At 66.9% G+C, this 26,050-nt stretch carries 26 protein-coding genes; 16 read left to right on the forward strand and 10 right to left on the reverse strand.

What is annotated here, in order from left to right:
* Positions 1-81: 81 nt before the first annotated feature.
* Together AC3WUT_RS20725 and AC3WUT_RS20730 are read left to right on the forward strand one after the other, a co-directional pair.
* Positions 82-750 carry a TetR/AcrR family transcriptional regulator gene (locus AC3WUT_RS20725; protein WP_492348976.1) on the forward strand — a complete coding sequence of 223 codons (669 nt, stop codon included), beginning with the start codon at positions 82-84 and terminating at the stop codon, positions 748-750.
* 118 nt (positions 751-868) lie between these two features.
* Complete coding sequence (locus tag AC3WUT_RS20730) at positions 869-1,150, forward strand: hypothetical protein (RefSeq protein WP_492348977.1); 282 nt, start codon at positions 869-871, stop codon at positions 1,148-1,150.
* A gap of 19 nt (positions 1,151-1,169) precedes the next feature.
* On the opposite strand, the gene AC3WUT_RS20735 is transcribed toward AC3WUT_RS20730, so the two are convergent.
* A complete protein-coding gene (locus tag AC3WUT_RS20735) occupies positions 1,170-2,405 on the reverse strand; it encodes a DUF2252 domain-containing protein (RefSeq protein ID WP_492348978.1) in 1,236 nt (411 codons plus the stop codon).
* Positions 2,406-2,502: 97 nt separating this feature from the next.
* Here AC3WUT_RS20735 and AC3WUT_RS20740 point away from each other — a divergent pair, with 97 nt between their 5' ends.
* Positions 2,503-3,090, forward strand: a complete 588-nt coding sequence (locus tag AC3WUT_RS20740; protein ID WP_492348979.1) for a DUF7482 domain-containing protein — start codon at positions 2,503-2,505, stop codon at positions 3,088-3,090.
* A gap of 27 nt (positions 3,091-3,117) precedes the next feature.
* Here the strand turns inward: AC3WUT_RS20740 and AC3WUT_RS20745 are convergent, their stop codons facing one another.
* From AC3WUT_RS20745 to AC3WUT_RS20770, 6 genes are all read right to left on the reverse strand, one after another.
* Positions 3,118-5,430 (reverse strand): PAS domain-containing sensor histidine kinase, encoded by a 2,313-nt coding sequence (locus tag AC3WUT_RS20745; RefSeq protein WP_492348980.1) that lies wholly within the window; start codon positions 5,428-5,430, stop codon positions 3,118-3,120.
* Positions 5,431-5,438: 8 nt separating this feature from the next.
* Positions 5,439-6,314 carry a phosphate/phosphite/phosphonate ABC transporter substrate-binding protein gene (locus AC3WUT_RS20750; protein ID WP_492348981.1) on the reverse strand — a complete coding sequence of 292 codons (876 nt, stop codon included), beginning with the start codon at positions 6,312-6,314 and terminating at the stop codon, positions 5,439-5,441.
* A 105-nt stretch (positions 6,315-6,419) separates the two neighbouring features.
* Positions 6,420-7,442 (reverse strand): TRAP transporter substrate-binding protein, encoded by a 1,023-nt coding sequence (locus AC3WUT_RS20755; protein WP_492348982.1) that lies wholly within the window; start codon positions 7,440-7,442, stop codon positions 6,420-6,422.
* Between the two features lie 58 nt (positions 7,443-7,500).
* Positions 7,501-8,793 (reverse strand): TRAP transporter large permease, encoded by a 1,293-nt coding sequence (locus AC3WUT_RS20760; RefSeq protein ID WP_492348983.1) that lies wholly within the window; start codon positions 8,791-8,793, stop codon positions 7,501-7,503.
* Between the two features lie 5 nt (positions 8,794-8,798).
* On the reverse strand, positions 8,799-9,308 hold the full coding sequence (locus AC3WUT_RS20765) for a TRAP transporter small permease (RefSeq protein ID WP_492348984.1): 510 nt from the start codon (positions 9,306-9,308) through the stop codon (positions 8,799-8,801).
* Complete coding sequence (locus tag AC3WUT_RS20770) at positions 9,305-9,835, reverse strand: gluconokinase (RefSeq protein WP_492348985.1); 531 nt, start codon at positions 9,833-9,835, stop codon at positions 9,305-9,307. Before AC3WUT_RS20770 ends, AC3WUT_RS20765 begins: the two co-directional genes overlap by 4 nt.
* 168 nt (positions 9,836-10,003) lie before the next feature.
* On the opposite strand from AC3WUT_RS20770, the gene gntR reads away from it, so the two are divergent.
* Complete coding sequence (gene gntR / locus AC3WUT_RS20775) at positions 10,004-11,029, forward strand: HTH-type transcriptional regulator GntR (RefSeq protein WP_492348986.1); 1,026 nt, start codon at positions 10,004-10,006, stop codon at positions 11,027-11,029.
* Between the two features lie 39 nt (positions 11,030-11,068).
* Here gntR and AC3WUT_RS20780 read toward each other — a convergent pair whose 3' ends face one another.
* Complete coding sequence (locus tag AC3WUT_RS20780; RefSeq protein WP_492348987.1) at positions 11,069-11,593, reverse strand: Mpo1 family 2-hydroxy fatty acid dioxygenase; 525 nt, start codon at positions 11,591-11,593, stop codon at positions 11,069-11,071.
* Between the two features lie 145 nt (positions 11,594-11,738).
* Between AC3WUT_RS20780 and AC3WUT_RS20785 the strand changes: the two genes are divergently transcribed.
* Positions 11,739-12,488, forward strand: a complete 750-nt coding sequence (locus tag AC3WUT_RS20785; protein WP_492348988.1) for a Crp/Fnr family transcriptional regulator — start codon at positions 11,739-11,741, stop codon at positions 12,486-12,488.
* Here AC3WUT_RS20785 and AC3WUT_RS20790 read toward each other — a convergent pair.
* Entirely contained in the window at positions 12,386-13,378 is a 993-nt protein-coding gene (locus AC3WUT_RS20790) for a LysR family transcriptional regulator (RefSeq protein ID WP_492348989.1), read from the reverse strand. The genes AC3WUT_RS20785 and AC3WUT_RS20790 overlap by 103 nt on opposite strands.
* A gap of 135 nt (positions 13,379-13,513) precedes the next feature.
* Between AC3WUT_RS20790 and AC3WUT_RS20795 the strand changes: the two genes are divergently transcribed.
* Complete coding sequence (locus tag AC3WUT_RS20795) at positions 13,514-14,332, forward strand: SDR family NAD(P)-dependent oxidoreductase (protein ID WP_492349008.1); 819 nt, start codon at positions 13,514-13,516, stop codon at positions 14,330-14,332.
* A gap of 44 nt (positions 14,333-14,376) precedes the next feature.
* On the opposite strand, the gene AC3WUT_RS20800 is transcribed toward AC3WUT_RS20795, so the two are convergent.
* The gene (locus tag AC3WUT_RS20800; protein WP_492348990.1) at positions 14,377-14,856 is read right to left on the reverse strand and encodes a MarR family winged helix-turn-helix transcriptional regulator; all 480 of its coding nucleotides are present in this window, start codon (positions 14,854-14,856) and stop codon (positions 14,377-14,379) included.
* Positions 14,857-14,917: 61 nt separating this feature from the next.
* On the opposite strand from AC3WUT_RS20800, the gene AC3WUT_RS20805 reads away from it, so the two are divergent.
* The 10 genes from AC3WUT_RS20805 to AC3WUT_RS20850 all read left to right on the forward strand — a co-directional run bounded on the left by AC3WUT_RS20805 (position 14,918) and on the right by AC3WUT_RS20850 (position 25,885).
* Positions 14,918-15,769, forward strand: coding sequence for a siderophore-interacting protein (locus AC3WUT_RS20805; protein ID WP_492348991.1), 852 nt, complete (start codon positions 14,918-14,920; stop codon positions 15,767-15,769).
* A gap of 200 nt (positions 15,770-15,969) precedes the next feature.
* Positions 15,970-16,695: a TetR/AcrR family transcriptional regulator gene (locus AC3WUT_RS20810; RefSeq protein ID WP_492348992.1), complete on the forward strand. Its 726-nt coding sequence runs from the start codon at positions 15,970-15,972 to the stop codon at positions 16,693-16,695.
* Positions 16,696-16,699: 4 nt separating this feature from the next.
* Positions 16,700-18,496, forward strand: coding sequence for an acyl-CoA dehydrogenase C-terminal domain-containing protein (locus AC3WUT_RS20815; protein WP_492348993.1), 1,797 nt, complete (start codon positions 16,700-16,702; stop codon positions 18,494-18,496).
* A 31-nt stretch (positions 18,497-18,527) separates the two neighbouring features.
* Entirely contained in the window at positions 18,528-18,962 is a 435-nt protein-coding gene (locus tag AC3WUT_RS20820; protein ID WP_492348994.1) for a DUF2147 domain-containing protein, read from the forward strand.
* Between the two features lie 45 nt (positions 18,963-19,007).
* The gene (locus AC3WUT_RS20825; protein ID WP_492348995.1) at positions 19,008-21,407 is read left to right on the forward strand and encodes a 3-hydroxyacyl-CoA dehydrogenase/enoyl-CoA hydratase family protein; all 2,400 of its coding nucleotides are present in this window, start codon (positions 19,008-19,010) and stop codon (positions 21,405-21,407) included.
* A gap of 44 nt (positions 21,408-21,451) precedes the next feature.
* Complete coding sequence (locus AC3WUT_RS20830) at positions 21,452-21,958, forward strand: DUF4442 domain-containing protein (protein ID WP_492349009.1); 507 nt, start codon at positions 21,452-21,454, stop codon at positions 21,956-21,958.
* Between the two features lie 12 nt (positions 21,959-21,970).
* A complete protein-coding gene (locus AC3WUT_RS20835; protein WP_492348996.1) occupies positions 21,971-23,170 on the forward strand; it encodes an acetyl-CoA C-acyltransferase in 1,200 nt (399 codons plus the stop codon).
* Positions 23,171-23,270: 100 nt separating this feature from the next.
* Positions 23,271-24,179 (forward strand): alpha/beta hydrolase family protein, encoded by a 909-nt coding sequence (locus AC3WUT_RS20840; RefSeq protein ID WP_492348997.1) that lies wholly within the window; start codon positions 23,271-23,273, stop codon positions 24,177-24,179.
* Between the two features lie 20 nt (positions 24,180-24,199).
* Positions 24,200-25,057 carry an acyl-CoA thioesterase gene (locus AC3WUT_RS20845; RefSeq protein ID WP_492348998.1) on the forward strand — a complete coding sequence of 286 codons (858 nt, stop codon included), beginning with the start codon at positions 24,200-24,202 and terminating at the stop codon, positions 25,055-25,057.
* Positions 25,058-25,117: 60 nt separating this feature from the next.
* Positions 25,118-25,885 carry an enoyl-CoA hydratase gene (locus AC3WUT_RS20850; protein ID WP_492348999.1) on the forward strand — a complete coding sequence of 256 codons (768 nt, stop codon included), beginning with the start codon at positions 25,118-25,120 and terminating at the stop codon, positions 25,883-25,885.
* The last annotated feature ends 165 nt before the right edge of the window (positions 25,886-26,050 follow it).

A 26,050-nucleotide genomic window follows, 5' to 3' on the forward strand; every position in this document is an offset into this window, starting at 1 on the left:
TGGATCAAACTAACGACCGACTGGTCGGTATCTAATAAATGATCAACAAGACACTGCCATGACCACGACGGAGACATCGCCATGACCGTTCTCGCCCCGGAGCGCCTGCCCACGGCGCCGCGCCTGCGCCTGCCGCCCGAGGTGCGCATGCGCCAGATCCTGGATGCGGCCCAGCAGGAGTTCGCCGAGCGGGGCTTTGCCGCCACGCGCATGGATGACATCGCGCGCCGTTGTGGCCTGTCCAAGGGCGGGCTGTACGCGCATTTCGCCAGCAAGGACGAGGTGTTCGAGGCCCTGCTGTCGCGCTCGCTGACGCTGCCGGATCTGGAGGACTTGCCCAGCCTGGGCGGGGCCAACACCGCCCGTGGGGTGGCTGAGTGGCTGGTGGGGCAGGTCGAGGCCTGTCTGCAGCGGCCCGGCACGGTGGCCACTTTCCGGTTGCTGGTGGCCGAGAGCGAGCGGGTGCCCCACCTGGTGCAGCAGTGGCAGCAGCAGGTGGTGGAGCCTCATCAACGGCAGTTGGCTGAATCGCTGGCCCGGGTGGCTGCCCATCTGGGGTGTGCCGACAGCCTGCTGGTACGCCACCCTTGGCTGGCCATGGCACCGGCCTTGCACACCATGGTGACCCACTTGCTGTTTGGCAAAGCCCCCCAGGGCGCGGCCATGCCTCCGGCTGACATGGTGCACGATGGCTATGTGGAAATGCTCACCGTACTGCTTGCTACTCCGGCCAATCCTGAACGCATGTGACCGAGTTCACTGCTCAGGTGTCATTTTGATGGGACGAGTGGAAAAAAGTTGAGAAGGCGGTGCTATCGTTGAGCGGCCATTCAGTGCTTTCGCCCCTACTTTTTTCTGGAGCTCATTCATGTCCAAACTCATCGTTGTTCTGATTTCCGGTTTGCTGGCCGCCACTTGCGGTCTGGCCCAGGCCTCCGATTGCGAAGCCAAGGCGGTGGGCAAGAACGGCAAGCCGCTGGCCGGTGCCGCCAAGACCTCGTTCATGAAGAAATGCGAGGCCGATGCCGGCGGCGCGGCCGCCGCCGCACCGAGCTGCGAAAGCAAGGCCGTCAGCAAGGACGGCAAGCCGCTGTCGGGTGCGGCCAAGGCGTCGTCCATCAAGAAGTGCGAAGCCGACGCCAAGAAGTAAGCCCTCAGCGGGGCAGCCTTCAACGGCCCAGTGACGAGGCGCTGAACGCCTGCCATTGGGCCTGGGTCACGTTCACCATCTGCAGCGCGGCCTCCAGCACGGCTTCGGTCCAGTGCGCTTGCTGGGCGAAGGCGATCAGGTTGTCGGCTGATGCCGCGCCGCTGCGGCCGCTGGCGCGCAACTGGTCCCAGGCCAACACACGGCCCAGGGTCTGGGCTGTGGCCAGCAGGCCTTCGGGATTGGCCTTGCCCTGCGCCATGTCCACCCGGTCTTCACTGGGTTGCAGGCCCCTGAGCACCCAGGGCTGGCCGTCGAACTCCACCGGTGCCAGAAAGGCGTGATCCACGGCCTGCATGCGGTGTTGCGCACCGACGATGCGTTGCGCTTCATCGGCCCCGCCGGGCTGCTTCACGCCCAGGGCGTTCAAGGCCGGGATCAGCGACGAGGGCTGGGCCGTCTTGAGATCGAGCAGCACGTTCGCATCCGGCGAGCCCTTGCCCTCGATCAGCACCGCGTAGCGGGGCAGGCCCAGGCTGCCCGTGCCCGCAATGCGGCGCGCCACATCCAGCACCTCGAAAAAGCCCGGGTGGGCCTGTTGCGAGGCGTAGCGCTGCACAAAGGCTGTCACCCGCTGGCGCTCGTCGTCCGTCACGGGCAGGGCTTTCTGACCATCGATCTTGAGCCGGCGCCGGCCGCTTTTGTGCAGCACGGATCGCGAGTTCAGGAAATCAACCCGTCGGCGCTCTTTCAGGCGCTCGAACAGTTCGGCCACCACGCCGCTGGCCGTTTCGCCCTCCACCCACAGGGCCTTGCCGCGCAGCAGCGCCTGTTGGTAGGCGCTGACACAGGCCTGGCTCAACGCCTGGGCCTGGGCCGCACTGGCCTTGAGGTCGGCCGCACCACACTGCAGGCTGGTCAGCAGGCGCAGCAGGTCCCAGGTGCAGGGGGCCAGGGCGGCCTCATCGAAATCATTGATGTCGAAATACACCAGCCGGTTGTCGCCCTTGTAGCTGCCGAAGTTCTCGAAATGCAGATCGCCACAGGCCCAGGCCAGTGGCGCCCGCGTCAGGGCCTCGACCTGGGGCAGGGCGTTGTAGAACAGGTGGCAGGCCCCGCGCAGGAAGATGAAGGGGCTTTGCCGCATCTTGGCGTACTTGAGGGCCAGGCGCTCCGGGTCTCGCCCCTGGTTGTAGGCGGCCAGGGCGGCGGCGATGTCCTGCGGGGCGGGCGGGGTGAATGTGGCGATCGGCTTCATGGTGGATCGGGGTGGCGACGATGCGGCCAGTTTAAGAGGCCACCCGCGTGGCGGCATACTGCGGGCTGTTCAGTTTTTGTGGATCAGGAGCTCTGTCATGCCTTTGGTGCCGGTTTCGTGGGCCCGCCCCGTGTGTCACGGTTTGGTCGCCGGCCTGGTCTGGGCCAGCCTGGCGGGCTGTTCCTCTGCGCCCAGCGCACCCAGTGCACCCACTGCGCCGCAGGCCCATTTGCCGCTGCAGCAGGCCTGGTTCGAAGATCAGGCCGTGCTGTATGTGACCACCGACGTCTCAGACCCGCAGGTGGCGCGTGCCAAGGGCGCCAACTTTGCCCCGCTGCTGGCGCAGGCCTTGCAGGATCCTGCGGGCCGCGCGGGCGGTCGAACCGGGGCCACGGCACGGGTCTATGGTTTTGTGAATGCCGGTCAGCCCAGTGTGTTTGCCTCAGCCCCCGGGCCGGTGGGGGCGGACAACGGCAGTCGCTCGTACAGCCCGCTGTGGCAATTGGCCGAGGTGCGCTGGCGGCAGGCCGATCAAGCCCGGGAGCTGCGCTCTGAAGAGGCGGTGCTGGCCGCTGCCGAGCAGGGGCTGCTGACGGTGACCCTGACCCGCGTGGTGCTGAACTGCCCGATCGTGGCGATCCCGGGGCAGGGCGCCCTGCCCGGCGTGTCGGTCGACCCGCGTTGAGGCCTTGCCGCTGCGGTGCGGCTCGCCTCAGGCCAGGTTGACCCAGCCGCTGTGTTCGGTGGCCGCCACGACGCGTGGCAGCCACAGCGTGATCACGCTGCCCACGCCGTACTCGCTGTCGATCTGCAGGCGGCCACCTTGCAGCTCCATGATCTCTTTGACCACGCTCATGCCCAGGCCCGTGCCCGGGATGGTGCCCGAGCTGTCGGCGCGGTAGAAGCGCTCGCAGACCCGCTTGAGCTGCTCGGGGGTCATGCCGATCCCGTGGTCGCGCACCTCCAGCCCTACCACCGGCGCCCCCTCGTGCTCGGTGCAGACCAGGCGCACGCTTACCTCCCCGCCGTGGGGGGAGTATTTGTAGGCATTGGACAGCACGTTGCCGATGGCTTGTGCCATCTTCTTGCGGTCCACCTGCACCAGCACGGGTTCGGGGCCGGCGTCGAATTCGGGCGTGGGGCGGTGCTGGGGCGGGTTGAAGTCGTGGATCAGTTGCAGTGTCAGGTGGGCCAGGTCCAGGCTTTCGATCTTGAAGTCCTTGCCACGACGGGCCTCGATGCGGGCCAGGTCCAGCAACTCATTGATGATGGAAATCATCAGCTCGGACTGGCGGTGGATGGTCTTGATCAGGTCGTCACGCTGCTCGGGCTTGATCTGCGGGAACTGCAGCAACTCGGCAAAACCGTAAATGCTGGTCATGGGGGTGCGCAGCTCGTGAGCGGCGGTCGACAGGAACTCGCTCTTCATCTGGTCGACTTCGGTTTCATGCGTCACGTCGCGCAACAGCAGCACCTGGGAGATCAGGCCCGAGCGGCTTTCGCGCAGGCCCAGTTGCAGCACGCGCTTGGCCGGGCGCAGCAGCTCGATCACGCTGCGTGAGTCGTCAGCGACCGCGTCGGGCTCGCGCAACTGCCGGCGCAGCGATTCGAAGCTGTGCCAGCGCGCCTCGGGGTTGGCCTGGCGCTGCAGCAGGAACTCCACCACGGTTTCGGGTTGCCCCACCAGTTGTTCAACCGTCAGACCGGTCAGGCGGCAGAAGGCCGGGCTGACGTAGCTGGCGCGCCGTTCCGCGTCGAAGGACACGAAGCCGTCGGGGCTGAGTTCGAAGATGGCGCGCAACTGTTCGCCGCGTACCTGCAGGCGTTGCACCAGGGTGGAGATCATGGCCGAGATGGCTTCGATGTCGTCGCTGCTGGCGCTGCGAGCCAGGGCCTGTTCCTCCTGGGTGAGTTCCTCCAGCACCTGGCGCAGCGACACCAGGGCGCTGGCGCGTGACTTGAGCTCGCTGCGCAGGCGCAGGTCGAGCGCGTGCTGCTCGCTCATGTCACGGCAGGCCAGCACGTAGCCCTGGGTGCTGCCATCAGGGGCCACGATGGTCGACAGGGTGGTGTCGATCACCAGTTCCTGATCCTGCCGGTTGCGCAGGCTGCGGCGGCGGCCCCGCCAAGGTTCGAGTCGGCTGGCCCGCGGTACCACCTGGGGCATCAGCGTGGACGCCGGCTGGCCCAGCACGCGGTCGAGCGGGCTGCCCAGCAACTGGCAGGCTGCGGGGTTGGCCAAGGTGATCAGCCCCTCGGCATCCAGCGTGAACACGGCATCGGCGATCGAGCCCAGGGTCACTTCGGCCTGGTGGCGCTGGGATTGCAGGCTGGCCGCGGCACGGCCCAGCACTTCGAAGGTCTGGCGGAATTCGCTGGGTGCCTGCTCACCGCCTTGCAGCATCTCGACCGGCAGGGCGCCGCTGTTCATGGCCCGTTCATAGTCCTGCACCCGGTTGAGTTTGCCGAGCCAGCGCACCAGCGGAAAGCGGATCAGCAGCAGCCCACCCACCACGGCCAGACCGCCCAGCAGCAGGGCCAGCCGGATCTGGCTCCACATGCGCCCGGCGATGTCGCGGGCATCGAAGCTCAGTCGCAGCACGCCGTAGTCGGTGCCGCCCACGTTGATGGGCAGGTTCACGTCGTACAGCCGGGCAACCACCAGGCCCACCAGCCAAGCCGGTGGCTCGATGTTCAGGAGGGAGGGCGAGGGTTCGTCGATGCGCCCGGTGCTGCGATCGATGTAACTGGCGGTGGACAGCACCGAGTGTGTGACGGTGCGGCGCAGCACTTGACGGATGGTGTCGTAGTCGCCGATGACGGCGCTGTCGGCAATCACCGGCGCAATGATCGAGCCCAGGGCCTCGCCCCGCAGCTGCTCGTCTTCCAGCACTTCGCTGATCTGATAGCGGAAGAACAGGCCCAGGCCGGCCAGCACGAAGCCCAGCAGCGTGACCGTGTAGAGGGTGAAGACGCGCCCGACCAGTGAGCCGGGTGTCAGGCGTTGGAGCAGTTGGTGCAGCAAGGTCGGACTCAGCGCAGCGTGGGCGGTGCAGTGCGGTAGAAATCGCGGTAGGCGCCGTATTCGCTGCCGTCCGAGGGCGTGAAATAGGCCTCGGCCGACAGGCCCACCTGCTCGGAGGCCTTTTGCAGGATCTCGCGCCCACGCGGGTCCTGGTGCATGCCCAGGAAGGCCTGTGCCACTGCCTTCTGTACCTTGTCGGGCACATTGGCGGCCGACATCAGGGCCAGGTCGTACAGCGGCGGCGATGACCACAGCACGCGCAGCTTGCGGCCTTCACGGCGTGCATAGCCCTCGGCCAGTTGCGAGTTGGTACCGACGGCCGCCACTTTGCCGCTCACGAGTTGGGCGAAGGCCGCGTCCATGTTGCCGCCGAACAGCAGCTTGGCCTCGATCTTGCGGCCGGCCAACTGGGCCGCCGGGAACTTGTAGGCCACCAGGGCTTCGGGGCCTGGAAAAGCCATGTCCTTGCCCTGCAACTGGGCCAGGTCGGTGATGGGGGAATCCTGCAGCACCACGATCTGGGCGTGCAGCGGTGGGGTGAGCCGACGCCCGAACACCTTCCAGCCCAGTTTTTCTCGCTCGGGGCTGAACATGTGGTTGGAGAAGATGAACTCGACCTCCTGGGCCAGCACGTAGGCGGTGGTGTCAGCCGAGGTGCGCCCGATCTTGAGCTGCAGCTTGATGCCGCTTTTCTCGGACACGTAGGCGATGATGGGGTTCCAGTAGGCGGCGGTCAGGTTGATGCCGTACTGGTTGACGGGCGAGAAACGGTAGGTGCCCGCTTCGGGCGTCTGGGCCTGGGCGCTGGCGCCCGCCCCGGCGCCCAGCAGGGCCAGCCCGGTTGCAAGGCTCAGTCGGCGGCGGGAAATTCGAGGATAGGCCATCGGGATGCTCCAGCAAGTCGCGCCAGGGGTCGCGAACCGTTGATGTATCCCAATGTTACTGGCATATCCGGCCAGGCCATGAGCCCCGCCCGCTGAGCGTGTGGATTACTTTTGCCCGCGCAGCTTGGCCAGTTCGGCCTGGGTGTCACGCCACAGGTCCATGCCGACCTGGGTGGCGATGGCCGCGTTGACCTTGGTCAGCTTGTCACGCATGCGCGACGACTCGGCCGGTGGCAGTTCGTTGATCTGCATGCCCTTGGCCTTCAGGTCGGCCAGCGCGCGGGTGGCTTCCTCGCGGGTGTCCTTGCGCTCGAAGTCGCGGCTGAGGCGCGCGGCATCCTGCAGCACCTTCTTCTCGGCGGCCGACAACCCGTCCCACCATTTCTTGCTCACCAGCAGCACCCAGGGGCTGTAGACGTGGTTGGTCACGCTGAGGAACTTCTGCACCTCGTAGAACTTGCTCGACAGGATGGTGTTGTAGGGGTTCTCCTGGCCATCGACGGTGTTGGTTTCCATGGCGCTGAACAGTTCCGAGAACGGCAGCGGCACGGCATTCGCGCCGAGCATCTTGAAGCTGTCGAGGTAGACATTGTTTTGCATCACGCGCAGCTTGATGCCGCTCAGGTCTTCCAGGCGCGCCACGGGGCGCTTGCTGTTGGTCAGGTTGCGGAAGCCGTTCTCCCAGTAGGCCAGGCCCACCAGCCCCTTTTCCTGCAGCTTGTCCAGCACCTTCTGGCCGATCGGGCCGTCCAGCACGGCATCGGCTTCGCGCACGTTGTTGAACAGGAAGGGGGTGTCCCACAGGGCCATTTCGGCGGTGATGCCGACCAGGGTGGCGGTCGAACCCACCATCATTTCCTGCGCACCGCCGATCAGGGCCTGCTGCATCTGCGTGTCCGGGCCCAGGGCGGCGGCGCCGATGGCGCGGACCTTCATCTTGCCCCCTGAGGCCTTTTCGACCGCCTCGGCAAACACCTTGGCCGCGCGGCCCTGGTTGCTTTGCTCGTTGAGGCCGTAGCCGAAGCGGATCATGCGGGGCTTGAAGTCCTGCGCCAGTGCGCTGAAGGAGGTGCTGGCGAGGCTGGCGGCGGCCAGGGCGGCGAGCAGGGTGCGACGGACAGTTTTCATGGTGGTCTCCTGAGTAAAGCGGTGTGTGAGAGGTTCTAGAGAATGTGGGAGGACTGGCTCAGCGCAGCCAGGCCACGGGGGCGGTCACGATCTGCGGGAAGATCACCATCAAGGTGAGCAGGGCCACATAGGTCAGCAAGAAGGGGTTGACCCCTTTGATCACGCTGTGCATCGAAATGCGCCCCACGCCGGCCACCACGTTGAGCACCGTGCCCACGGGCGGAGTGATCAGGCCGATCGCGCCGTTGAGCACGAACATCAGGCCGAAGTAAACAGGGTCGATGCCGGCCTTGACCGCGATCGGCAGCATCACCGGGGCAAAGATCAGGATCGTTGGCGTCAAGTCCAGCGCAGTGCCGATCAGCACCAGCACGACCATCATGACGGCCATCAGCAGGCGCGGGCTCTGGACCAGCGGGCCCAGCCATTGGGTGAGGACGCTGGGCAGGTCGGCCAGGGTGATCATGTAGCTGGCCACCTGGGCGCCGGCGCACAGGAACATCACGATGGCCGTGGTCTTGGCGGCGCGCAGCAGCACGCCGTGGATCTCACGCAGTTTCATTTCCCGGTGCACGAACAGTGCCACCACCAGGGCGTAGAAGGCGGCCACCACGGCGGCTTCGGTCGGTGTGAAAACACCCGATTTCATGCCGCCGATGATGATGATGGGCATCAGCAGGGCCCAGACGGCGCGGGCGGTGATGCGCAGCCGCTGCGCCATCGGCAGGGCCTGACCCTGCGGCAACTCGATGCCGCGCAGCACATGGCGCCAGGCGAAGATCAGGCCCGTCCCCATCAGCAGGCCGGGCACGATGCCGGACACGAACAGGGCCGAGATCGAGGTGTTGGTGGTGACGCCGTAGATCACGAAGGGCATGGACGGCGGAATGATCGGGGCGATGATGCCGCCCGAGGCGATCAGCCCGGCCGAGGTGTTCATGGGGTAGCCCTGCTGGCGCATCATGGGCAGCAGGATGGTGGCCAGGGCGGCCGTGTCGGCCAGGGCCGAGCCGCTCATGCTGGCCATCAGCACGGCGGCACCGATCGCCACATAGCCCAGGCCGCCGCGGATGTGGCCCACCCAGGCCTGGGCCATGTCGATGATGCGGCGGCTGATGCCGCCGGAGTTCATCAACTCGCCGGCCAGGATGAAGAAGGGCACGGCCAGCAGCGGAAAGCTGTCCACGCCGGCGACCAGGTTCTGGGCCAGCAACTGGGTGTCCCAGAAATCGAGCACCCAGGCCATGCCGGCGCCGGTCAGTACCAGGGCCAGGGCCATGTTCATGCCGCTGCCCATGAGCACCAGCATGCCGACCGAGAAAAATACGAAAGCGAGCGCTTCAGGGCTCATGGCAATCACTCCACTTCTGCGCCGTGACCAAGGTCCAGCGGGGTACGACGGATCAGCTCGACCAAGGCCATCAGACCGATGGCCAGCGAGCAAAGAAAGGCTGGCAGCGGCAGCAGCGCAGACGAATAGCCCAGCACCACCGAATGGCTGTCCAGGCCCACCACCACCTGCTGCCAGGCGCCCCAGGCCAGCATGGCGCTGGCGCACAAGGTGAGCAGCCGGATCAAGGCCGTGAGCGCTGCAAACGCGCGGGGCTTCGAGGTCAGCAGGCCGGCCAGGCTGGTGAAGGCCATGTGCTCGCCGCCTGGGTAGGCGGCGGCCGCCCCGATGAACACCATCCAGACGAACAACAGGCGAGAAAGCTCTTCGCTGGCGGCCACACCGCTGCCGAAGCCATAGCGCAGCACGACGTTGATGAACACGGCGATGGCCATCACGCCCAGGCAGGCGGCCATCAGGTGGTGCGACAGGCGCTGGAAGCGGCTGAGGCCGGCGGGATCCGAGGTCTGGGTCATGCGCAATCCTTGGGGTTGAGGGCGGTCTGGGTCGCCACATCATTCAGCCACGCCGAGGCCTGGTGCTGCAATGAGGGCAAAGCCTGCAGGGCGTCCAGGCGCAGCACGCCGGCTTCGCCCACCGGGCTTTCGAGGGTGGCGAACTGGCTGTCCACCAGCGAGCTGGAAAAGAAATGGCTGGCCCGCGCCGACACCCGCTGCAGGGACTGTTCGCGCCCGATGTCCAGAAAGGCGAAAAGCAGACCGGGGCAGGCTGCGCGCAACTGGTCGCGGTAGGCCTTCTTGAGGGCGGAGCAGGTCAGCACCACGCCGTCGGGGTGCTGGGCCAGCAGGCGGCCCAGGGTCTGCAGCCAGCCCTGGCGGTCGGCATCGGTCAGGGCGATGCCCTGGCTCATCTTGTCGCGGCTGGCGGGGCTGTGGTGGTCGTCACCTTCGATCAGGGGCAGGTGCTCGGCCGCTGCCAGGGCCGCGCCCAGGCTGGACTTGCCGCAGCCCGCAACGCCCATGACAACAATGGATGGTTTCATATGGATAGCGCTATCCCGTTGGGTTGCAAAAAAGGGCCCGCACTGAGCGCCGGCCCGTCCTGCAAAGTTTATGTATGATGACCCAAACACCCTTGAGGGGTGCATGGGTTGGATAGCGCTATCCTACTCAGGTCGGCTTTTTTTCAATTAAGTACAAACCCTAGGATCATGCCCCGCTCTCCTGTCCGTCAACGGTCCACGGGCCGCGTCACCCTGGCCGATGTGGCCCTGGCCGCCGGGGTCAGCCCCATCACCGTGTCGCGGGCCTTGCGGGGCGAGCGGGCGGTGGACCCGGTGCTGGTTGAGCGCGTGCAGGCGGCCGCCCAGAAGCTGGGCTACGTGCCTGATCCCGCGGCTCGCGCGCTGGCCTCCAAGCGCAGCACCCATGTGGCGGTGTTGATTCCGATGCTGTCCAACGAGCTCTTTGTGGGCTTGCTCGAAGCCGCGCAGGCCCGCTTGCGCGCGGCGGGCTACCAGACCCTGATCGGCATCACCCATTACGACCCGAGCGAAGAGGAGCAGTTGCTGCGCGAGCAACTGATGCACCGCCCGGCCGGCCTGCTGGTGACCGGTTTCGACCGCACCGAGGCCACGCGCCGCCTGATCACGCAAAGCGGTGTGCCGGTGGTGCACATGATGGAGAACAGCCGGGTCGAGGGCATCCACAGCGTGGGCTTTTCCCAGACCGAGGCGGCCATCACGATGACCCGTCACCTGCTGGACCGGGGCTACCGGCGCATCGCCTTTGCCGCCGCCCAACTGGACCCCCGCACGCTGCAGCGCCAGCAGGGTTGGCGCCAGGCGCTGGAGGCCGCTGGCCTGTACGACCCCGCGCTCGAGTGGATGAACCCGGCGCCCTCGTCGATGGCGCTCGGGGGGCGGCTGTTTCAGCAGATCATGGGCCAGTCACCCGCGGTGGATGCGGTGTTCTTCTGCAACGACGACCTGGCTCAGGGCGCCTTGCTGGCGGCCAACCGGCTGCAGCTGCCGGTGCCGGCGCGGGTGGCCATTGCCGGCTTCAACGACCTCACCGGCAGCGACCTGATGCTGCCCACGCTGACCACTGTGCACACGCCCCTGGCCACCATCGGTGACGAGGCCGCTGGCATGCTGCTCAAGCTGATGCGCGGCGAGCCGGTCGAGCAGCCCTGCGTGGTGCTGGATTACCGGCTGGTGGTGCGCATGAGCACCTGAGGCCGGTGTCATGCCGGCTGCCCTGGTGGGGCCGGCTCCTCAGGCCGATTGGGGTGTGCGCAACTGCACCGGGCCGGCCTCGGCCTCAATGGCCTGGCGCAGCGGCCGGCACAGGCCCAGCGCAAACAGCAGCTCGGTGCTCACGAACAAAGGCCCCACCAGCAGGCCCACCAGATCGTCCACGAAGGCGGGCTTGCGGCCCTCGTAGTAGTGGCCCACGAACTGGATCACCCAGCCTACGCCGAACAGGCCCAGCCCCCAGGCCAGCCAGGTGACGGTGGTGCCAGCGGCCAGCGGGTGGGCCAGCACCATCAGGCCGGCGATGGCCGCGCTCACGGTGACGCCGGCGCCCAGGTGACCGCGGCTCAAGTACCACGCGGTGCTGGCCGCCCAGGCCAGCCAGGCGGCCGAGATCGTCCAGCCGGCCAGGTCGATCGAGGCCCGTGCCAGCAACACCCCCACGGCCAGAACAATCATGGGCACGCCCACGAAATGGGTGGCGATGTTGCGCGGGTCTCGGTGGTAGCGGGCGTATTGCGTCAGCAGGTCTTGGGTGTTTCTCATGGGTGTGTCTCCTGGTTCTGGGGCCCGCGTCGCCGGGGGGGCGCACGGGTCTGCGTCGCATGCTAGGCCGCTGTGGGGCGAAGGACTGTCAAAATCAATACATTCCAGACCGCCATGCCGCCGAATCCGGAGGCTCAGTTTTCCGATGAAACCGTCGACCACCTCTGCCCAGACCCTGGCTGCCGCCTTGTGCAGCGAGCTTTGGTATGCCCAGTGCGAGCCCGAGTTCCAGTCTGCTTTGCTGACCCTGGGCCGGCTCTGGGTGCTGAGCGATGGCGAGCGCCTGTTCCACCGCGGGGCCGTGGAAGGGGCGCTGTGCTGTGTCACCGCAGGGGCTTTGCGCGTGGGTGGCCTGCAGGACAGCGGGCAGGAAACCCTGCTGGCCTTCATTGAGCCCTACCAGTGGCTGGGCGAGATCTCGCTGATCGACGGTCAGCCGCGCAGCCACGATGTGGTGGCCGATGGCGACACCACGGTGCTGCTGGTGCCCCGTGATGAGCTGCTGGACTGGCTGGCGCAGCATCCCGAGCACTGGCGCAGTGTGGCCCGGCTGGCCAGCAGCAAGCTGCGATTGATGTTCTCGGCCCTGGAAGATATTGCCCAGTTGCCGCTGGACCTGCGTCTGGCCAAACGCCTGTGGCTGGTGGCCCAGGGCTATGGCGGGCGCACCGGCGCACCACGCCGGCTGATCCGCCTGCCGCAGGAGCAACTGGCCCTGATGCTGGGGGTGAGCCGCCAGACCATCAACAAGGCCTTGCATGGCCTGGAGCAGCGCGGCTGGCTGCACCTGCGTTACGGCACCATCGAGCTGCTGGACCTGGAGGCCTTGCGTGCCATCTCCGAGGGATCCGAGGGCGCCGTGGGACCAGCGTCGCCTGACGCATCGTCCAGGTAAGGCCTCAGCACCTCGGCCAGCCAATCCATGAACACCTGCACCCGGCGCGCCAATTGGCGCCGGTGCGGGTACAGCAGCGACACCGGCAGCGGGGGGGCGCGGAAAGCCGGCAACACCTCGACCAGCAAGCCTTGCTCCAGCAGGCTGCGCAACCCGGCGGTGGGGGCCTGGATCAGGCCCAGCCCTGCCAGGCAGGCGCCCTGGTAGGCCTCGGTGCTGTTCACGCTCAGCGAACCGGGCATGGCCAGGGTGCGGGTCTGGCCTTTTTCGTCCACCCATTCCCAGCCGGTCTGGCGCCCCCCCAACTGCGGCTGGTAATGCACCAGCTGGTGGTGGCGCAGGTCGTCCAGGCCGCCCGGTGTGCCGGCCGCGGCCAGGTAGGCCGGGCTGGCGCAGTTGCTCTGTGACAGCAGGCCCAGCGGGCGCGCGATCAGGCCGGAGTCGTCCAGCGGACCCACCCGAAGCACACAGTCGAAGCCCTCGCGCACCAGGTCCACCCGTCGGTCGGTGCAACTCAGCTCCAGGTGCACGCCAGGGTGGGCGCGCAAAAAGTCGGGCAGCGTGGGCAGGACCAATTGGCGTGCTGTGCCCACCGGCATGTCCACGCGCAGGCGACCGCTCAGTTGAGTGGGGTGTTGCCGGAACAGGCCCTGCAATTCGTCCAGATCGGCCAGCACGTCCTTGCAACGTTCGTAGAAGACCTGCCCGTCAGGGGTCAGTTGCACGCGGCGGGTGGTGCGCAGCAACAGCCGGGTGCCCAGTTGGGCTTCCAGCTGCTGCACCGCCAGCGACACGCTGGCCTTGGGCAGGCCCAACTGGGCCGCGGCCTGGGTGAAGCTGGCCAATTCGGCCACCCGGGCGAAGGTGTGCAGGGCATCGATCGGATTCATGGTGTTGATTGTTATTTGAAATCGAACAGTGAAGTATGAATATCGTTATTTATTGGTTTTATATAGATCAATAGACTGGCGGGCATCCCCTCACCGCGCCAGACACTGGCGCACCTACCAGGATCCACCATGACCATGACCTTGACCAATTCACCCCAGCCCACGCCCAGCAACGCTGAGGGCTCCGCCGCCCCCGTCGTCTTGATCACCGGCGGCAGCCGGGGGCTGGGCCGCAGCATGGCGCTGGCCCTCGCCGCTCAGGGCATGGACGTGGTCTTCACCTACCGCAGCCAGCAGGCCGAGGCCCAGAGCGTGGTACGGCAGATCGAGGCCCTGGGGCGGCGTGCCCTGGCCATCGAGCTGGAACTGGGCCAGGGGCAGGGCATGGCGGCCCGCTTCGCCGTCTTCGCCGACACCGTGCGTGAGGCCCTGGCCGAGCGCTGGCAGGTGAGCCGCATCGACGCCCTGGTGAACAACGCCGGGGTGGGCGTGCACGCCAGCGTGGCCGACACCACCGAAGAGCAATTCGACCTGTTGTTCAACCTGCACCTGAAGGGGGTGTTCTTCCTGACCCAGGCGCTGTTGCCGCTGCTGCGAGATGGCGGGCGGATTCTCAATCTGTCCAGTGGATTGACCCGTTTTGCCTTGCCCGGCTATGCGGCCTACGCCAGCATGAAAGGCGGCATCGAGGTGCTGACCCGCTACCTCGCCAAGGAGCTTGGGCCCCGCGGGATCGCCGTCAATACCCTGGCGCCCGGGGCGATCGAAACCGACTTTGGCGGCGGCGCCGTGCGCGACAACCCCGAACTGAACCGCTTTGTGGCCAGCCAGACCGCCCTGGGCCGGGTTGGCCTGCCTGACGACATTGGCCAGGTCGTGGCGGCCTTGCTGTCGCCGGCCAGCGCTTGGGTGAACGCCCAGCGCATCGAGGCCTCGGGCGGCATGTTCATCTGAGACCGTCCCAGTGTCGCTGCTGACGCTGGCGTCGGTGGGTCGGCTCAGGCGGGGGGATGGGGTTCCGACAGGTTGCTGCGCAAGCGCTTGAGCAGGCCCAGCAACTGGCCCAACTCCCCCGCGTCCAGCCCGGTCAGGCTGCGGGCCAAGGCCTGGCGGCGGGCCTGGTGCAATTGCTTGTGCAATGCCAGGCCACTGGGCGTGGGGCTCAGGCGTTGGCTGCGGCGATCCTCCGGGTCGGGGCTGGCCTGCAGGTGGCCGCTGTCCAGCAGCGACTTGATCAGCCGCGCGATCTGCGCCTTGTCGCGCCCGCTGTGCTGCACCAGATCACGCTGGCTGGCCTCCGGGTGGCGCACAAAGAACTGCAAGGCCCGCAACTCCATGGGCGCCAGCGCCAGGGGCTGCTCGCCCAGGCTGTGACGCAGCTGGCCCTTGAGGCTGAACACCAGCGCCTGAAGGCTTTCCAGCACCTCGTCGTGCAGATCGCCTGCTGTTGTCGTGGTTTTTTCTGATTTGGTTGACATTATCAACTTTATGTTGGATTATTGGTTGATCATATCAACCAAATAAACCGCTGTCTCTGCCATGACTTCTGAACTTTCTCTCCCTTCCTCTTCCTCAACCGAGGCGCCAGCCCATCTGCTGCCCCAGCGCGTGCGCCACGCCAACCCGGTGCGCCGCGTGCAGGTGCTGCGTGTCGGGCGACCCACCCCGGGTGTGGTCAGCGTGACCCTCGGCGGTGAGGCGCTGCGCGGCTTTGTGTCGGCCAGCTTCGACGACCACCTCAAGCTGATGTTGCCGCCCGCCCCGGGCCGGCCGCTGGTGCTGCCCACGCTGCAGGATGGGCGGGTCAGCTGGCCAGCCGACCTGAACGAGGCCGATCGCCCCGTCATGCGTGACTACACGCCGCTGCACTTCGATGCCCAGGCCCTGGAGCTGGACCTGGAATTTGCCCTGCATGGTGAAGGCCCCGCCGCCACCTGGGCCGCCCAGGCCCGGCCGGGTGATGAAGTGGGCCTGGGCGGCCCGCGCGGATCGATGGTGCTGCCGGCTGGGCACGATGCCTACGTGCTGGCCGGCGATGAAAGCGCGCTGCCTGCCATCGCGCGTCGCTTGGCGGAGCTGCCGGCCGGCGCCCGGGCCACGGTCCTGATCGAAGTGGCGGCCGCCGAAGAGCAACGCGTGCTGGCCAGTGCGGCCCAGGTGCATCTGCGCTGGCTGGTGCGTGGAGAGTCCGCCCCCGGCCAGCGCCTGCTGCAGGCCGTTCGGGAGATGGCCTGGCCCGAGGGCACCGTCTTTGCCTGGGCCGCTGGCGAGGCCCTGACCATGGCCGAGTTGCGCGCCCACTGGCTGGGCCTGGGCCAGCCCGCTGCCCTGATGCGTGTCTCGGCTTATTGGCGCCAGGGCCGCCCTGGACACCACGAAAACCTGGGTTGACGCCGGGCGGGGCCGGCCTGCGCCAAGACCGCGATCGAGCGCGGGTCCCTGTTTCTGAGCCGATCCGAGTCGAAACCAAGGGTAAACCCTGGTGATCGGTCGGCAATTTCCTTCAAATTCTTTGGGGTATTCAAAGGGCTGTCACAAAAATTACTGCAAAATAGCACGACCGTTCGTTTTATTTTGTGAGCCGCCCATCCATGTCCACCATTCGTTCGTCAGCCATCTCGCCAGGCACTGCACGCCCGGCGGCGGCAGCGCCTGCCCGCCGTGGCCGCGCGCTGCAAAAGGGGCTGCAGACCAAGGCTGTCATCGTCGAGGCGGCCCTGGGCCTGGCCACCCAGATCGGCCTGGAAGGCCTGTCGATCGGTGCCCTGGCTGAGGTCACCCAGATGAGCAAGTCGGGCGTGTTTGCCCACTTCGGCTCGCGCGAAGAGCTGCAGATTTCCGTCATCCGCGAATACCACGTGCGTTTCGAGGAAGAGGTGTTCTTCCCTGCGCTGTCGGCACCGCGCGGCCTGCCTCGCCTGCGCGCCATGTTTGCCAACTGGATGAAGCGCACCTCGGTCGAAATCGACTCGGGCTGCCTGTACATCAGCGGCGCCGTCGAGTTTGACGACCGCCCCGGCCCGGTGCGCGATGCGCTGGCCAGCTCCGTCATGACCTGGCACGCCGCGATGAAGCGTGCCATCACCCTCGCCAAGCACGACGGCCAGCTCGGCCCCGATGTGGACGAGGACCAGATGCTGTTCGAGATCCACGGACTGATCCTCGCACTGCACTACGAGGCCCGCTTTCTGAAGCACCCGGGCTCGATCCAGAAGGCCACCCAGGGCTTCGACAACATCCTGGCCCGGTGCGGCGCCACCGACCTCGCACCGGCCAAAACCCTTTCTTCCAAAACCCCGATCCGCACCAAGGAGTGATCCCATGCCTGCTTACACCCCCCCTCTGCGTGACATGCAATTCGTGTTGCATGAAGTGCTCAAGGTCAGCGATGAATTCAAGGCCCTGCCCAAGCACGCCGACATCGATGCCGACACCATCAACGCCGTGCTCGAAGAAGGCGGCAAGTTCGCGGCCGAGGTCACCTTCCCGCTGAACATCAGCGGCGACACCGAGGGTTGCGTGCTGGACAAGAGCACCCATGAAGTCAAGACCCCCACCGGCTTCAAGGCGGCCTACGAAAAGTTCGTCGAAGGCGGCTGGGCCGCACTGTCGTGCGACCCCGACTACGGCGGCCAGGGCCTGCCCTTCGTGGTCAACCAGTGCTTCTACGAGATGATGAACTCGGCCAACCAGGCCTGGACCATGTACCCGGGCCTGAGCCACGGCGCCTACGAGGCCCTGCATGCCCACGGCACCGACGAACAGAAGCGCCTGTACCTGCCCAAGCTCACCAGCGGTGAGTGGACCGGCACCATGTGCCTGACCGAGCCGCATTGCGGCACCGACCTGGGCCTGCTGCGCACCAAGGCCGAACCCCAGGCCGACGGCACCTACAAGATCACCGGCAACAAGATCTTCATCAGCGCCGGTGAGCACGACATGACCTCCAACATCGTGCACCTGGTGCTGGCTCGCCTGCCGGATGCGCCGCAGGGCAGCAAGGGCATCAGCCTGTTCGTGGTGCCCAAGTTCAAGGTGAATGCCGATGGCAGCGTGGGCGAGCGCAACCCGATCTACTGCGGTGGCCTGGAGCACAAGATGGGCATCCATGGCAATGCCACGGCACAGATCGTCATCGATGGTGCGGTGGGCACGATGGTGGGCCAGCCCAACAAGGGCCTGGCCGCCATGTTCGTGATGATGAACGCCGCCCGCCTGGGCGTGGGCAACCAGTCGCTGGGCCTGACCGAAGTGGCCTACCAGAATGCCCTGGCCTACGCCAAGGACCGCATCCAGATGCGCTCGCTGACCGGCACCAAGGCCAAGGACAAGCCGGCCGATCCGATCATCGTGCACCCCGATGTGCGCAAGATGCTGCTGACGGCCCGTGCCTATGCCGAAGGTGGCCGCGCCATGGCCTGCTTCTGTGCCGTGCTGCTCGACAAGGAACTGAACCACCCCGACGAAAAGGTGCGCAAGGACTCGGCCGAGCTGGTTGCGCTGCTGACCCCCATCGTCAAGGCCTTCATCACCGACAACGCCTGGACCTCCACCACCGCTTGCCAGCAGGTGTTTGGCGGCCACGGCTACATCAAGGAATGGGGCATGGAGCAGTACGTGCGCGATGCCCGCATCAACATGATCTATGAAGGCACCAACACCATCCAGTCGCTGGACCTGCTGGGCCGCAAGATCCTGGGCAACAACGGGGCCTCGCTGAAGAAGTTCGGCAAGCTGGTGGCCCAACTGGTCGAGGCCGAAGGCGTCAACGAGAAGATGGCCGAGTTCATCAACCCGCTGGCCTACCTGGGCGACCAGATGACCAAGTTCACCACCGAGATCGGCTTCAAGGGCTTCCAGAACCCCGACGAAGTGGGCGCCGCCGCGGTCGACTACCTGCGCGTGGCCGGCCACCTGGTGTTTGCCTACTTCTTTGCCCGCATGGCCTCCGTGGCACTCAAGGAGATCGCGGCCGGCAACACCGACCCGTTCTACCAGGCCAAGCTGCAGACCGCGCGCTTCTACTTTGCCAAGCTGTTCCCTGAAACCGCTTCGCTGATGCGCACCGCCCGTGCCGGCTCCAAGGTGTTGATGGACACCGAGGCCGTGTTCGCCTGAGCCTGAACCGCCGCCCCAGCAGGAGACCGCGATGAAGATCAAGAACGTTCTGGCCACGGCGCTGATGGCGCTGGCCTGGCCCGTGCTGGCGCAGACCACCCCGGTGGGCCTGTGGCGCAGCGTGGATGATGCCTCGGGCGAGGCCAAGGCCGAGATCCGCATCGCGGCCGATGCCGCGGGTGTGCTCAGTGGCCGCATCGAGAAGGCCATCACCCGCTCGGCCGAGCCGCTGTGCACCCAGTGCAGCGACGATCGCAAGGGCAAGCCCAAGCTCGGCATGGAGATCATCCGCGGGGTGCGCCAGGCCGAGGGCAAGCCCGAGTGGGAAGGCGGCAAGATCCTCGACCCCGAAAACGGCAAGGAATACACCGTGCGCCTGGTGCCGCTGGAGGGCGGCAAGCAGTTGCAGGTGCGGGGCTACATCGGCCCCTTCTACCGCACCCAGGTCTGGCAACGCATTGAATAAGGTCCGGGGCGCCCCTTCAGGTGCCCCGTGCGAACAGGAAATCAAATGAACCGATTCCAAGTGAAAAAAGTCGCCGTGCTCGGCGCAGGCGTGATGGGCGCGCAGATTGCCGCCCACCTCGTCAACGTCAAGGTGCCCGTGGTGCTGTTCGATCTGCCGGCCAAGGAAGGCCCCAAGAACGGCATCGTCACGCGCGCCATCGATGGCCTGAAAAAGCTCAAGCCCGCGCCCCTGGGCGTGGCCGACGACGCGGCCCTGATCGGCCAGGCCAACTACGAAGAGCATCTGGAACAGCTGCGCGACTGCGACCTCATCATCGAGGCCATCGCCGAGCGCATGGACTGGAAGCTTGACCTCTACAAGAAGATCGCGCCCTTCGTGGCCCCGCACGCCATCGTGGCGTCCAACACCTCGGGACTGTCGATCACCCAGCTCAGCGAGGCCTTGCCCGAAGCCATCAAGCCGCGCTTTTGCGGCATCCACTTCTTCAACCCGCCGCGTTACATGTACCTGGTGGAGCTGATCGCCACCCCCACCACTCAGCCGGTGATCCTCGACCAGCTCGAGAGCTTCGTCACCAGCGGCCTGGGCAAGGGCGTGGTACGTGCCAAGGACACCCCCAACTTCATCGCCAACCGCGTCGGCATCGCCGGCATGCTGGCCACCATGAAGGAAGTCGAGAACTTTGGCCTGAGCTACGACGTGGTCGATGACCTGACCGGCAAGAAGCTGGGCCGGGCCAGTTCAGGCACCTTCCGCACCGCCGACGTGGTGGGCCTGGACACCATGGCCCACGTCATCAAGACGCTGCAGGACAACCTCACCCTCGAGACCGACCCCTTCTACGGCAGCTTTGGCACCCCGGCGGTGCTCAAGAAGCTGCTTGAGCTCGGCCACCTGGGCCAGAAGACCAAGGCGGGCTTCTACAAGAAGGTGGGCCGCGAGGTGCTGCGCTTCGAGCTGGAAAGCGAAGACTATGTGCCCGGTGGCCAGAAGGCCGACGAGGTGTACGGCCGCATGCTCAAGAAGCCCGCGGCCCAGCGACTGGCGTTGCTGCGCAACGCCGAAGGCCCGCAAGGTCAGTTCCTGTGGGCCATCCTGCGCAACAGCTTCCATTACGCCGCCGTGCACCTGGCCAGCATCGCCGACAACGCCCGCGACGTGGACCAGGCCATGCGCTGGGGCTTCGGCATGAAGCAGGGCCCCTTTGAGCTGTGGCAAGAGGCCGGTTGGCTGCAGGTGGCGCAGTGGATCAATGAAGACATCGCCGCTGGCAAGACGCTGTGCAATGCGCCGCTGCCCGAGTGGGTGTTCAAGGGCCCGGTGGCCGAGGCCGGCGGCGTTCACACGCCCCAGGGATCGTACAACCCGAGCACCCATGCCTTCGAGCCGCGCCGCCAGTTGCCGGTGTACCAGCGTCAGCATTTCCCTGAGGCGCTGCTGGGCGACGGCTCGGTCCGATTCGAGACCGCAGGCAAGACCCTGCATGAAGACGAAGCCATCCGCCTGTGGACGCTGGATGACGAGGTGCTGATCGCCAGCATCAAGAGCAAGATGCACGCGATCGGCCCGGGCGTGGTCGAAGGCCTGCAACAAGGCATCGAGCTGGCCGAGCAGCAGTACAAGGGCCTGGTGATCTGGTCGGGCGACGAGCCTTTCAGCGCCGGTGCCGACCTGCAGTCCATGCTGCCGGCCTTCATGATTGCCGGGGTGGATGCCATCGAAGGCGCCGAGCACGAGCTGCAGCAACTGATGCTGCGCCTGCGCTATGCCGGCGTGCCGGTGGTGTCGGCCGTGCGCGGTCTGGCCCTGGGCGGTGGCTGCGAGCTGGCCGTGCACTCGGCTCGCCGCGTGGTGGCCATGGAAAGCTACATCGGCCTGGTCGAAGTGGGCGTGGGTCTGGTGCCGGGCGCCGGCGGCCTGACCTACATCGCGCGCCGCGCCGCCGAGAACGCGGCGGCCTCCACCGGCAAGGATCTGCTGCCCTTCCTGACCGAAGGCTTCACCGCCGCCGCCATGGCCAAGGTGGGCACCAGTGCGCTCGAATCGCGCAAGCTGGGCTACCTGCTGGACAGCGACCTCATCGTGCCCAACAAGGATGAGCTGCTGTTCGTGGCCCTGAATGAGGCCAAGGCCCTGTTCAATGGCGGCTGGCGCGCCCCGATCAAGCGCCTGTTCCCGGTGGCCGGGCGCAGCGGGCTGGCCACCATCAAGGGACAGCTGGTCAACATGCGCGACGGTGGCTTCATCAGCCAGCACGACTTTCACATCGGCAGCCTGATCGCCAACGTGGTCTGCGGCGGTGATGTGGATGCGGGCACGCTGGTCAGCGAGGACTACCTGATGGCGCTGGAGCGCAAGGCTTTCTGCTCGCTGATCGTGCATCCCAAGACGCAGGAACGCATCATGGGCATGTTGTCCACCGGCAAGCCGGTGCGCAATTGAGCGGCCCGACGAGCGTGCCTTTGAGCCCCCAAGCCTTGACCGCCATGGACCGCCCCCCCAACAAGCTGCAGCGCTCGCTGATGCGCCTGGACGAGGCCCCCGGCTTCATGCGGGGCTGGGTGCAGAGCATCATCCTGCGCCGCGCCGTGCCCTTCACCGGCACGGTCGGTGTGCGCTTTGCGGGCCTCAGCACCGAGCGTGCCGAGGTGCGCCTGGCCACGGCCCCACGCCTGCACAACCAGAGCGGTGACGTGCACACCTCGGCCATCCACCTGCTGGCGGAAAGCGCGACCGGCCTGGTCATTGGCATGAACGTGCGCGATGACTGCACCCCGGTGTTGCAGCGTGCCGCCATGCACGTGGTGCAGCGGGCCAAGGGCGGACTCAAGGCTGTGGCCGTTCTGACCCCCGAGCAGGCGGCCTATATGCAGGCCAACGAGCAGGGCGAGCTGAGCGTGTCCGTCACGGTCACCGACGACACCGGCGCTGCGCCGGTGCAATGCGAATTTGTCTGGGCCTGGGTTCCCGCCAGCCGCCCGAAAAAGAACTGAAGGAGTTTCACCATGGCCCACCCCATCCAGGACGCCTACATCGTTGCTGCCACGCGCACCCCCATCGGGCGTTCGCACCGCGGCTTCTTCCGCAACACCCGGCCCGATGACCTGCTGGCCACCACCTTGAAGGCTGCTCTGGCCCAGGTGCCTGATCTGGACCCGGCCAGCATCGAAGACATCATCTGCGGCTGCGCCATCCCCGAGGCCCAGCAGGGCCTGAACGTGGCCCGCGTCGCAGCCGTGCTGGCGGGCCTGCCCACCAGCGTGGGCGGCATCACCGTGAACCGCTTCTGTGCCTCCGGCCTGTCGGCGGTGCAGATGGCGGCCGACCGCATCCGCGTGGGTGAGGCCGAGGTGATGATCGCGGCCGGCGTCGAAAGCATGAGCATGGTGCCCATGATGGGCAACTCGCCCTCGCTGTCGCCCAGCATCTTCGAGCGCGACGGCGACGTGGGCATTGCCTACGGCATGGGCCTGACCGCCGAGAAAGTGGCTCAGCAATGGAAGGTCAGCCGTGAGGCGCAGGACGAATTCGCCCTGCAGTCGCACCTGAAGGCCCTCAAGGCGCAGCAGGCCGGTGAGTTCACGGCCGAGATCACGCCCATCGAGGTGACCGAGCGCCGCCCCGACCTGGCCACCGGCGAGGTCAGCCAGAAGACCCGCATCGTCAGCCTTGACGAGGGCGCCCGCCCGGACACCACCCTGGAAGGCCTGGGCAAGCTCAAGACCGTGTTCGCGGCCCGCGGCTCGGTCACTGCCGGCAACAGCTCGCAGACCTCGGACGGCGCCGGTGCGCTGATCCTGGCCAGCGAATCGGCCGTCAAACGCTTCGGCCTCAAGCCGCTGGCGCGCTTCGTGAGCTTTGCCAGCAAGGGCGTGCCGCCCCACATCATGGGCATCGGCCCGATCGAGGCGATCCCAGCGGCCCTGCGCTATGCCGGCCTGAAGCAGGACGACATCGACTGGTTCGAGCTCAACGAAGCCTTTGCGGCCCAGTCGCTGGCAGTGATGAACACCCTGGGCCTGGACCCGGCCAAGGTCAACCGCATGGGCGGCGCGATCGCGCTGGGCCACCCGTTGGGGGCCACGGGCGCCATCCGCTCGGCCACCGTGGTGCACGCGCTGCAACGCCACCAGCTCAAGTACGGCATGGTCACCATGTGCGTGGGCATGGGGCAGGGCGCGGCCGGTATTTTCGAACGCTGCTGAGCGTTCGTTCACCCCGGTGTGGCCGCCACCGTACGGGCTGCCCGCCGACAGGCGCTGAGCCAGCGCAGACTGGCCTGCTTTCAACAGGAGACATGCTGTGATGCAGACCTCGGTTCTGACCGTCGATTCGGCCTCGCTGGCCATGCGCACCTATGCGCCCGCCACCCCCCCTTTGGCCAACCTGGTCCTGGGGGCCGCCATGGGCGTGCGCCAGGCTTACTACGAGCCTTTTGCGCGCTGGCTGGCCGAGCAGGGCTACCGCGTCACCACCTTCGACTACCGCGGCGTGGGTGATTCGCGGGGGCCAGCCTGGCGCGGCTCGCTGCGCGGCTTTCAGGCCGACCTGCGTGACTGGGTGCGCGACTACGAGGCTGTGGTGGCCCAGGCCCGCGCCGCCTGCCCGGGCACCCCCTTGATCCTGGTGGGCCACAGCCTGGGTGCCCAGCTGCCCGGTCTGTTCCAGCACCCCGAGCAGGTGGATGGCTTGTTGAGCCTGGCCTCGGGCAGTGGCTACTGGCGCGACAACGCGCCCAAGTTGCGGCGCAGCGTGCCGTATTTCTGGTGGGTGCTGGTGCCCTTGGCCACGCGCCTGTTCGGCTACTTTCCGGGCCGCCGCCTGGGCAAGGTGGGCGACCTGCCGGCGGGCGTGATCCTGCAGTGGCGGCGCTGGTGCCTGAACCCGCGCTACAGCCTGGGGGCCGAGGGCCCGACGGCCGAGCAGAGCTACGCCCGGGTGCGCTACCCGGTGCTGGCCCTGTCGGTGCAGGACGACGAGATGATGACCCTGCGCGGCACGCAAAGCCTGATCGACTTCTATGCCAATGCGCCCCGGCGCATCGAGGTGGTGCGCCCGGTCGATGCCCTGGCGCGCCGCATCGGGCATTTCGGCTGGTTCCGCGAGTCGTTCCGGGCCACGTTGTGGCCGCGTACCATTGCCAGCCTGAACGCGCTGGCCCTGCTGCGCCAGGGCCAGCCCCCCGTCACGCATTCGACTGTCGGAACCTTCTGATTGCCGCACACTTCTGCCCCATGAGCACCCTTCACCCGCTTGATGCCGCGCTGCAACTGGATCTTCAGTCGCAGTCCCCGACCGAACCCGGCGCCACCAGCCCGCTGCAGCGCAGCCAGGGCCACACCAGCCCGGCCTACTGGAACATGGTGGGGCCGTTTGGTGGCACCACCGCCGCCACCTGCCTGCAGGCCGTGTTGCAGCACCCGGCCTTGCTGGGCGAGCCGCTGTCGCTGACCGTGAACTACGCCGGCGCCCTGACGGAGGGCGAGTTCGAGGTGCAGGCCCAGCCAGTGCGCACCAACCGGTCCACCCAGCACTGGACGATCTCCATCGTGCAGCGCGATGCCGAGGGCCAGCCCGTGGTGACCACCACGGCCACCGCGGTGACCGCAGCACGGCGCGAAACCTGGAGCGTGTCCGACACGCCCATGCCCGAGGTGCCCGCCCCTGAATCGCTGCAGCGCATGCACCCGCCCAAGGGCGTGGCCTGGATCGAACGCTACGAGATGCGCCCCGTGGTGGGCGTGATCCCGCACACCTGGGACGGGCGTGGCGACAACAGCCTGTCGCAGCTGTGGATGCGCGATGACCCGCCGCGGCCGCTTGACTTCCCGGCCCTGGCTGCCCTGTCCGACATCTTCTTCCCGCGGGTCTGGTTGCGCCGCGCCTCGCGCGTGCCGGCCGGCACGGTCTCCATCACCACGTATTTCCATGTGGGCCAGGCCGAACTGGCCGCCACCGGCAGCGGCCACGTGCTGGGCCAGGCCCGGGCCCAGGAGTTCCGCAACGGCTTCTTCGACCAGACCGCCCAGCTATGGAACCAGGCCGGCCGCCTGCTGGTCAGCACCCACCAGATCGTCTATTTCAAGGAATAGGCGGAGCCACAAGCCCCGCTTTCGCCTGCCTTTCCGCCCACCCCCAAGGAGCCCATTCTCATGAGCCAAGACATCCTGATCCACACCGAAGCCGGTGTGTGCACCATCACCCTGAACCGCGTCGACAAGAAGAACTCGATCACCGCCGACATGTACGCCGCCATGGCCGACGCCCTGGCGGCGGCCGAGGCCGACAGCGCTGTGCGCGTGGTGGTGTTCCAGGGCGATATCGCGATCTTCAGCGCCGGCAATGACATCGGCGACTTCCTGAACAAGCCGCCAGCCGGCATGAACTCGCCGGTGTTCCGCTTTCTGCACAACCTGGCCGCCTTTCCCAAGCCCTTGGTGGCCGCGGTCTGCGGCCCGGCCGTGGGCATCGGCACCACGATGCTGTTCCATTGCGATCTGGTCTATGCCGGCGACAACGCCGCCTTCTCGATGCCTTTCGTGAACCTGGGCCTGTGCCCCGAGGCCGCATCAAGCCTGCTGGTGCCGCAGATGCTGGGCTATCACCGCGCTGCCGAGGCCCTGTTGCTGGGCGAGCCTTTCATGGCCGAAGCGGCCCTCGAGGTGGGCCTGGTGAACCGCGTGGTGCCCCCCACCGAATGCAATGGCGTGGCCCAGACCGTGGCCCGCAAGCTGGCCGCCAAGCCCCTGAGCTCGCTGGTCGAGACCAAGCGCCTCATGAAGGGCGGGCAGTCGGCCCTGGTGGCCCAGCGCATGGCTGAAGAGGGCGCCAGCTTTGGGCGCATGCTCGGTGAGCCGGCGGCCAAGGAGGCGTTCACGGCGTTTCTGGAGAAACGGCGGCCGGATTTCAGCCAAGTTTGAGGGGAGGGGCCCTGAAGGGGGCGTGCCTTGTCCATTTGTTGTGGGCTCTTTGTTGCCGCTGCGCTCTGGTGGTTCTGCTCTTTGTTTGAGGGCGGAGGCCGGGATTGCGCCCCGGCGGGCGCCTCACTTTCTTTGTCTCGCCAAAGAAAGTAAGCAAAGAAAGGC

Source organism: Curvibacter sp. EU05-FHT14A10 (genome assembly GCF_058791075.1).

Coding starts and splice junctions, on each gene's coding strand:
- AC3WUT_RS20800 (WP_492348990.1), bottom strand. CDS start 14,856: ATGTCAACCAAATCAGAAAAAACCACGACAACAGCAGGCGATCTGCAC.
- AC3WUT_RS20845 (WP_492348998.1), top strand. CDS start 24,200: ATGAGCACCCTTCACCCGCTTGATGCCGCGCTGCAACTGGATCTTCAG.
- AC3WUT_RS20825 (WP_492348995.1), top strand. CDS start 19,008: ATGAACCGATTCCAAGTGAAAAAAGTCGCCGTGCTCGGCGCAGGCGTG.
- AC3WUT_RS20760 (WP_492348983.1), bottom strand. CDS start 8,793: ATGAGCCCTGAAGCGCTCGCTTTCGTATTTTTCTCGGTCGGCATGCTG.
- AC3WUT_RS20750 (WP_492348981.1), bottom strand. CDS start 6,314: ATGGCCTATCCTCGAATTTCCCGCCGCCGACTGAGCCTTGCAACCGGG.
- gntR (WP_492348986.1), top strand. CDS start 10,004: ATGCCCCGCTCTCCTGTCCGTCAACGGTCCACGGGCCGCGTCACCCTG.
- AC3WUT_RS20815 (WP_492348993.1), top strand. CDS start 16,700: ATGCCTGCTTACACCCCCCCTCTGCGTGACATGCAATTCGTGTTGCAT.
- AC3WUT_RS20850 (WP_492348999.1), top strand. CDS start 25,118: ATGAGCCAAGACATCCTGATCCACACCGAAGCCGGTGTGTGCACCATC.
- AC3WUT_RS20785 (WP_492348988.1), top strand. CDS start 11,739: ATGAAACCGTCGACCACCTCTGCCCAGACCCTGGCTGCCGCCTTGTGC.
- AC3WUT_RS20755 (WP_492348982.1), bottom strand. CDS start 7,442: ATGAAAACTGTCCGTCGCACCCTGCTCGCCGCCCTGGCCGCCGCCAGC.
- AC3WUT_RS20795 (WP_492349008.1), top strand. CDS start 13,514: ATGACCTTGACCAATTCACCCCAGCCCACGCCCAGCAACGCTGAGGGC.
- AC3WUT_RS20810 (WP_492348992.1), top strand. CDS start 15,970: ATGTCCACCATTCGTTCGTCAGCCATCTCGCCAGGCACTGCACGCCCG.
- AC3WUT_RS20765 (WP_492348984.1), bottom strand. CDS start 9,308: ATGACCCAGACCTCGGATCCCGCCGGCCTCAGCCGCTTCCAGCGCCTG.
- AC3WUT_RS20805 (WP_492348991.1), top strand. CDS start 14,918: ATGACTTCTGAACTTTCTCTCCCTTCCTCTTCCTCAACCGAGGCGCCA.
- AC3WUT_RS20770 (WP_492348985.1), bottom strand. CDS start 9,835: ATGAAACCATCCATTGTTGTCATGGGCGTTGCGGGCTGCGGCAAGTCC.
- AC3WUT_RS20835 (WP_492348996.1), top strand. CDS start 21,971: ATGGCCCACCCCATCCAGGACGCCTACATCGTTGCTGCCACGCGCACC.
- AC3WUT_RS20780 (WP_492348987.1), bottom strand. CDS start 11,593: ATGAGAAACACCCAAGACCTGCTGACGCAATACGCCCGCTACCACCGA.
- AC3WUT_RS20730 (WP_492348977.1), top strand. CDS start 869: ATGTCCAAACTCATCGTTGTTCTGATTTCCGGTTTGCTGGCCGCCACT.
- AC3WUT_RS20840 (WP_492348997.1), top strand. CDS start 23,271: ATGCAGACCTCGGTTCTGACCGTCGATTCGGCCTCGCTGGCCATGCGC.
- AC3WUT_RS20740 (WP_492348979.1), top strand. CDS start 2,503: ATGCCTTTGGTGCCGGTTTCGTGGGCCCGCCCCGTGTGTCACGGTTTG.
- AC3WUT_RS20725 (WP_492348976.1), top strand. CDS start 82: ATGACCGTTCTCGCCCCGGAGCGCCTGCCCACGGCGCCGCGCCTGCGC.
- AC3WUT_RS20820 (WP_492348994.1), top strand. CDS start 18,528: ATGAAGATCAAGAACGTTCTGGCCACGGCGCTGATGGCGCTGGCCTGG.
- AC3WUT_RS20830 (WP_492349009.1), top strand. CDS start 21,452: ATGGACCGCCCCCCCAACAAGCTGCAGCGCTCGCTGATGCGCCTGGAC.
- AC3WUT_RS20790 (WP_492348989.1), bottom strand. CDS start 13,378: ATGAATCCGATCGATGCCCTGCACACCTTCGCCCGGGTGGCCGAATTG.
- AC3WUT_RS20735 (WP_492348978.1), bottom strand. CDS start 2,405: ATGAAGCCGATCGCCACATTCACCCCGCCCGCCCCGCAGGACATCGCC.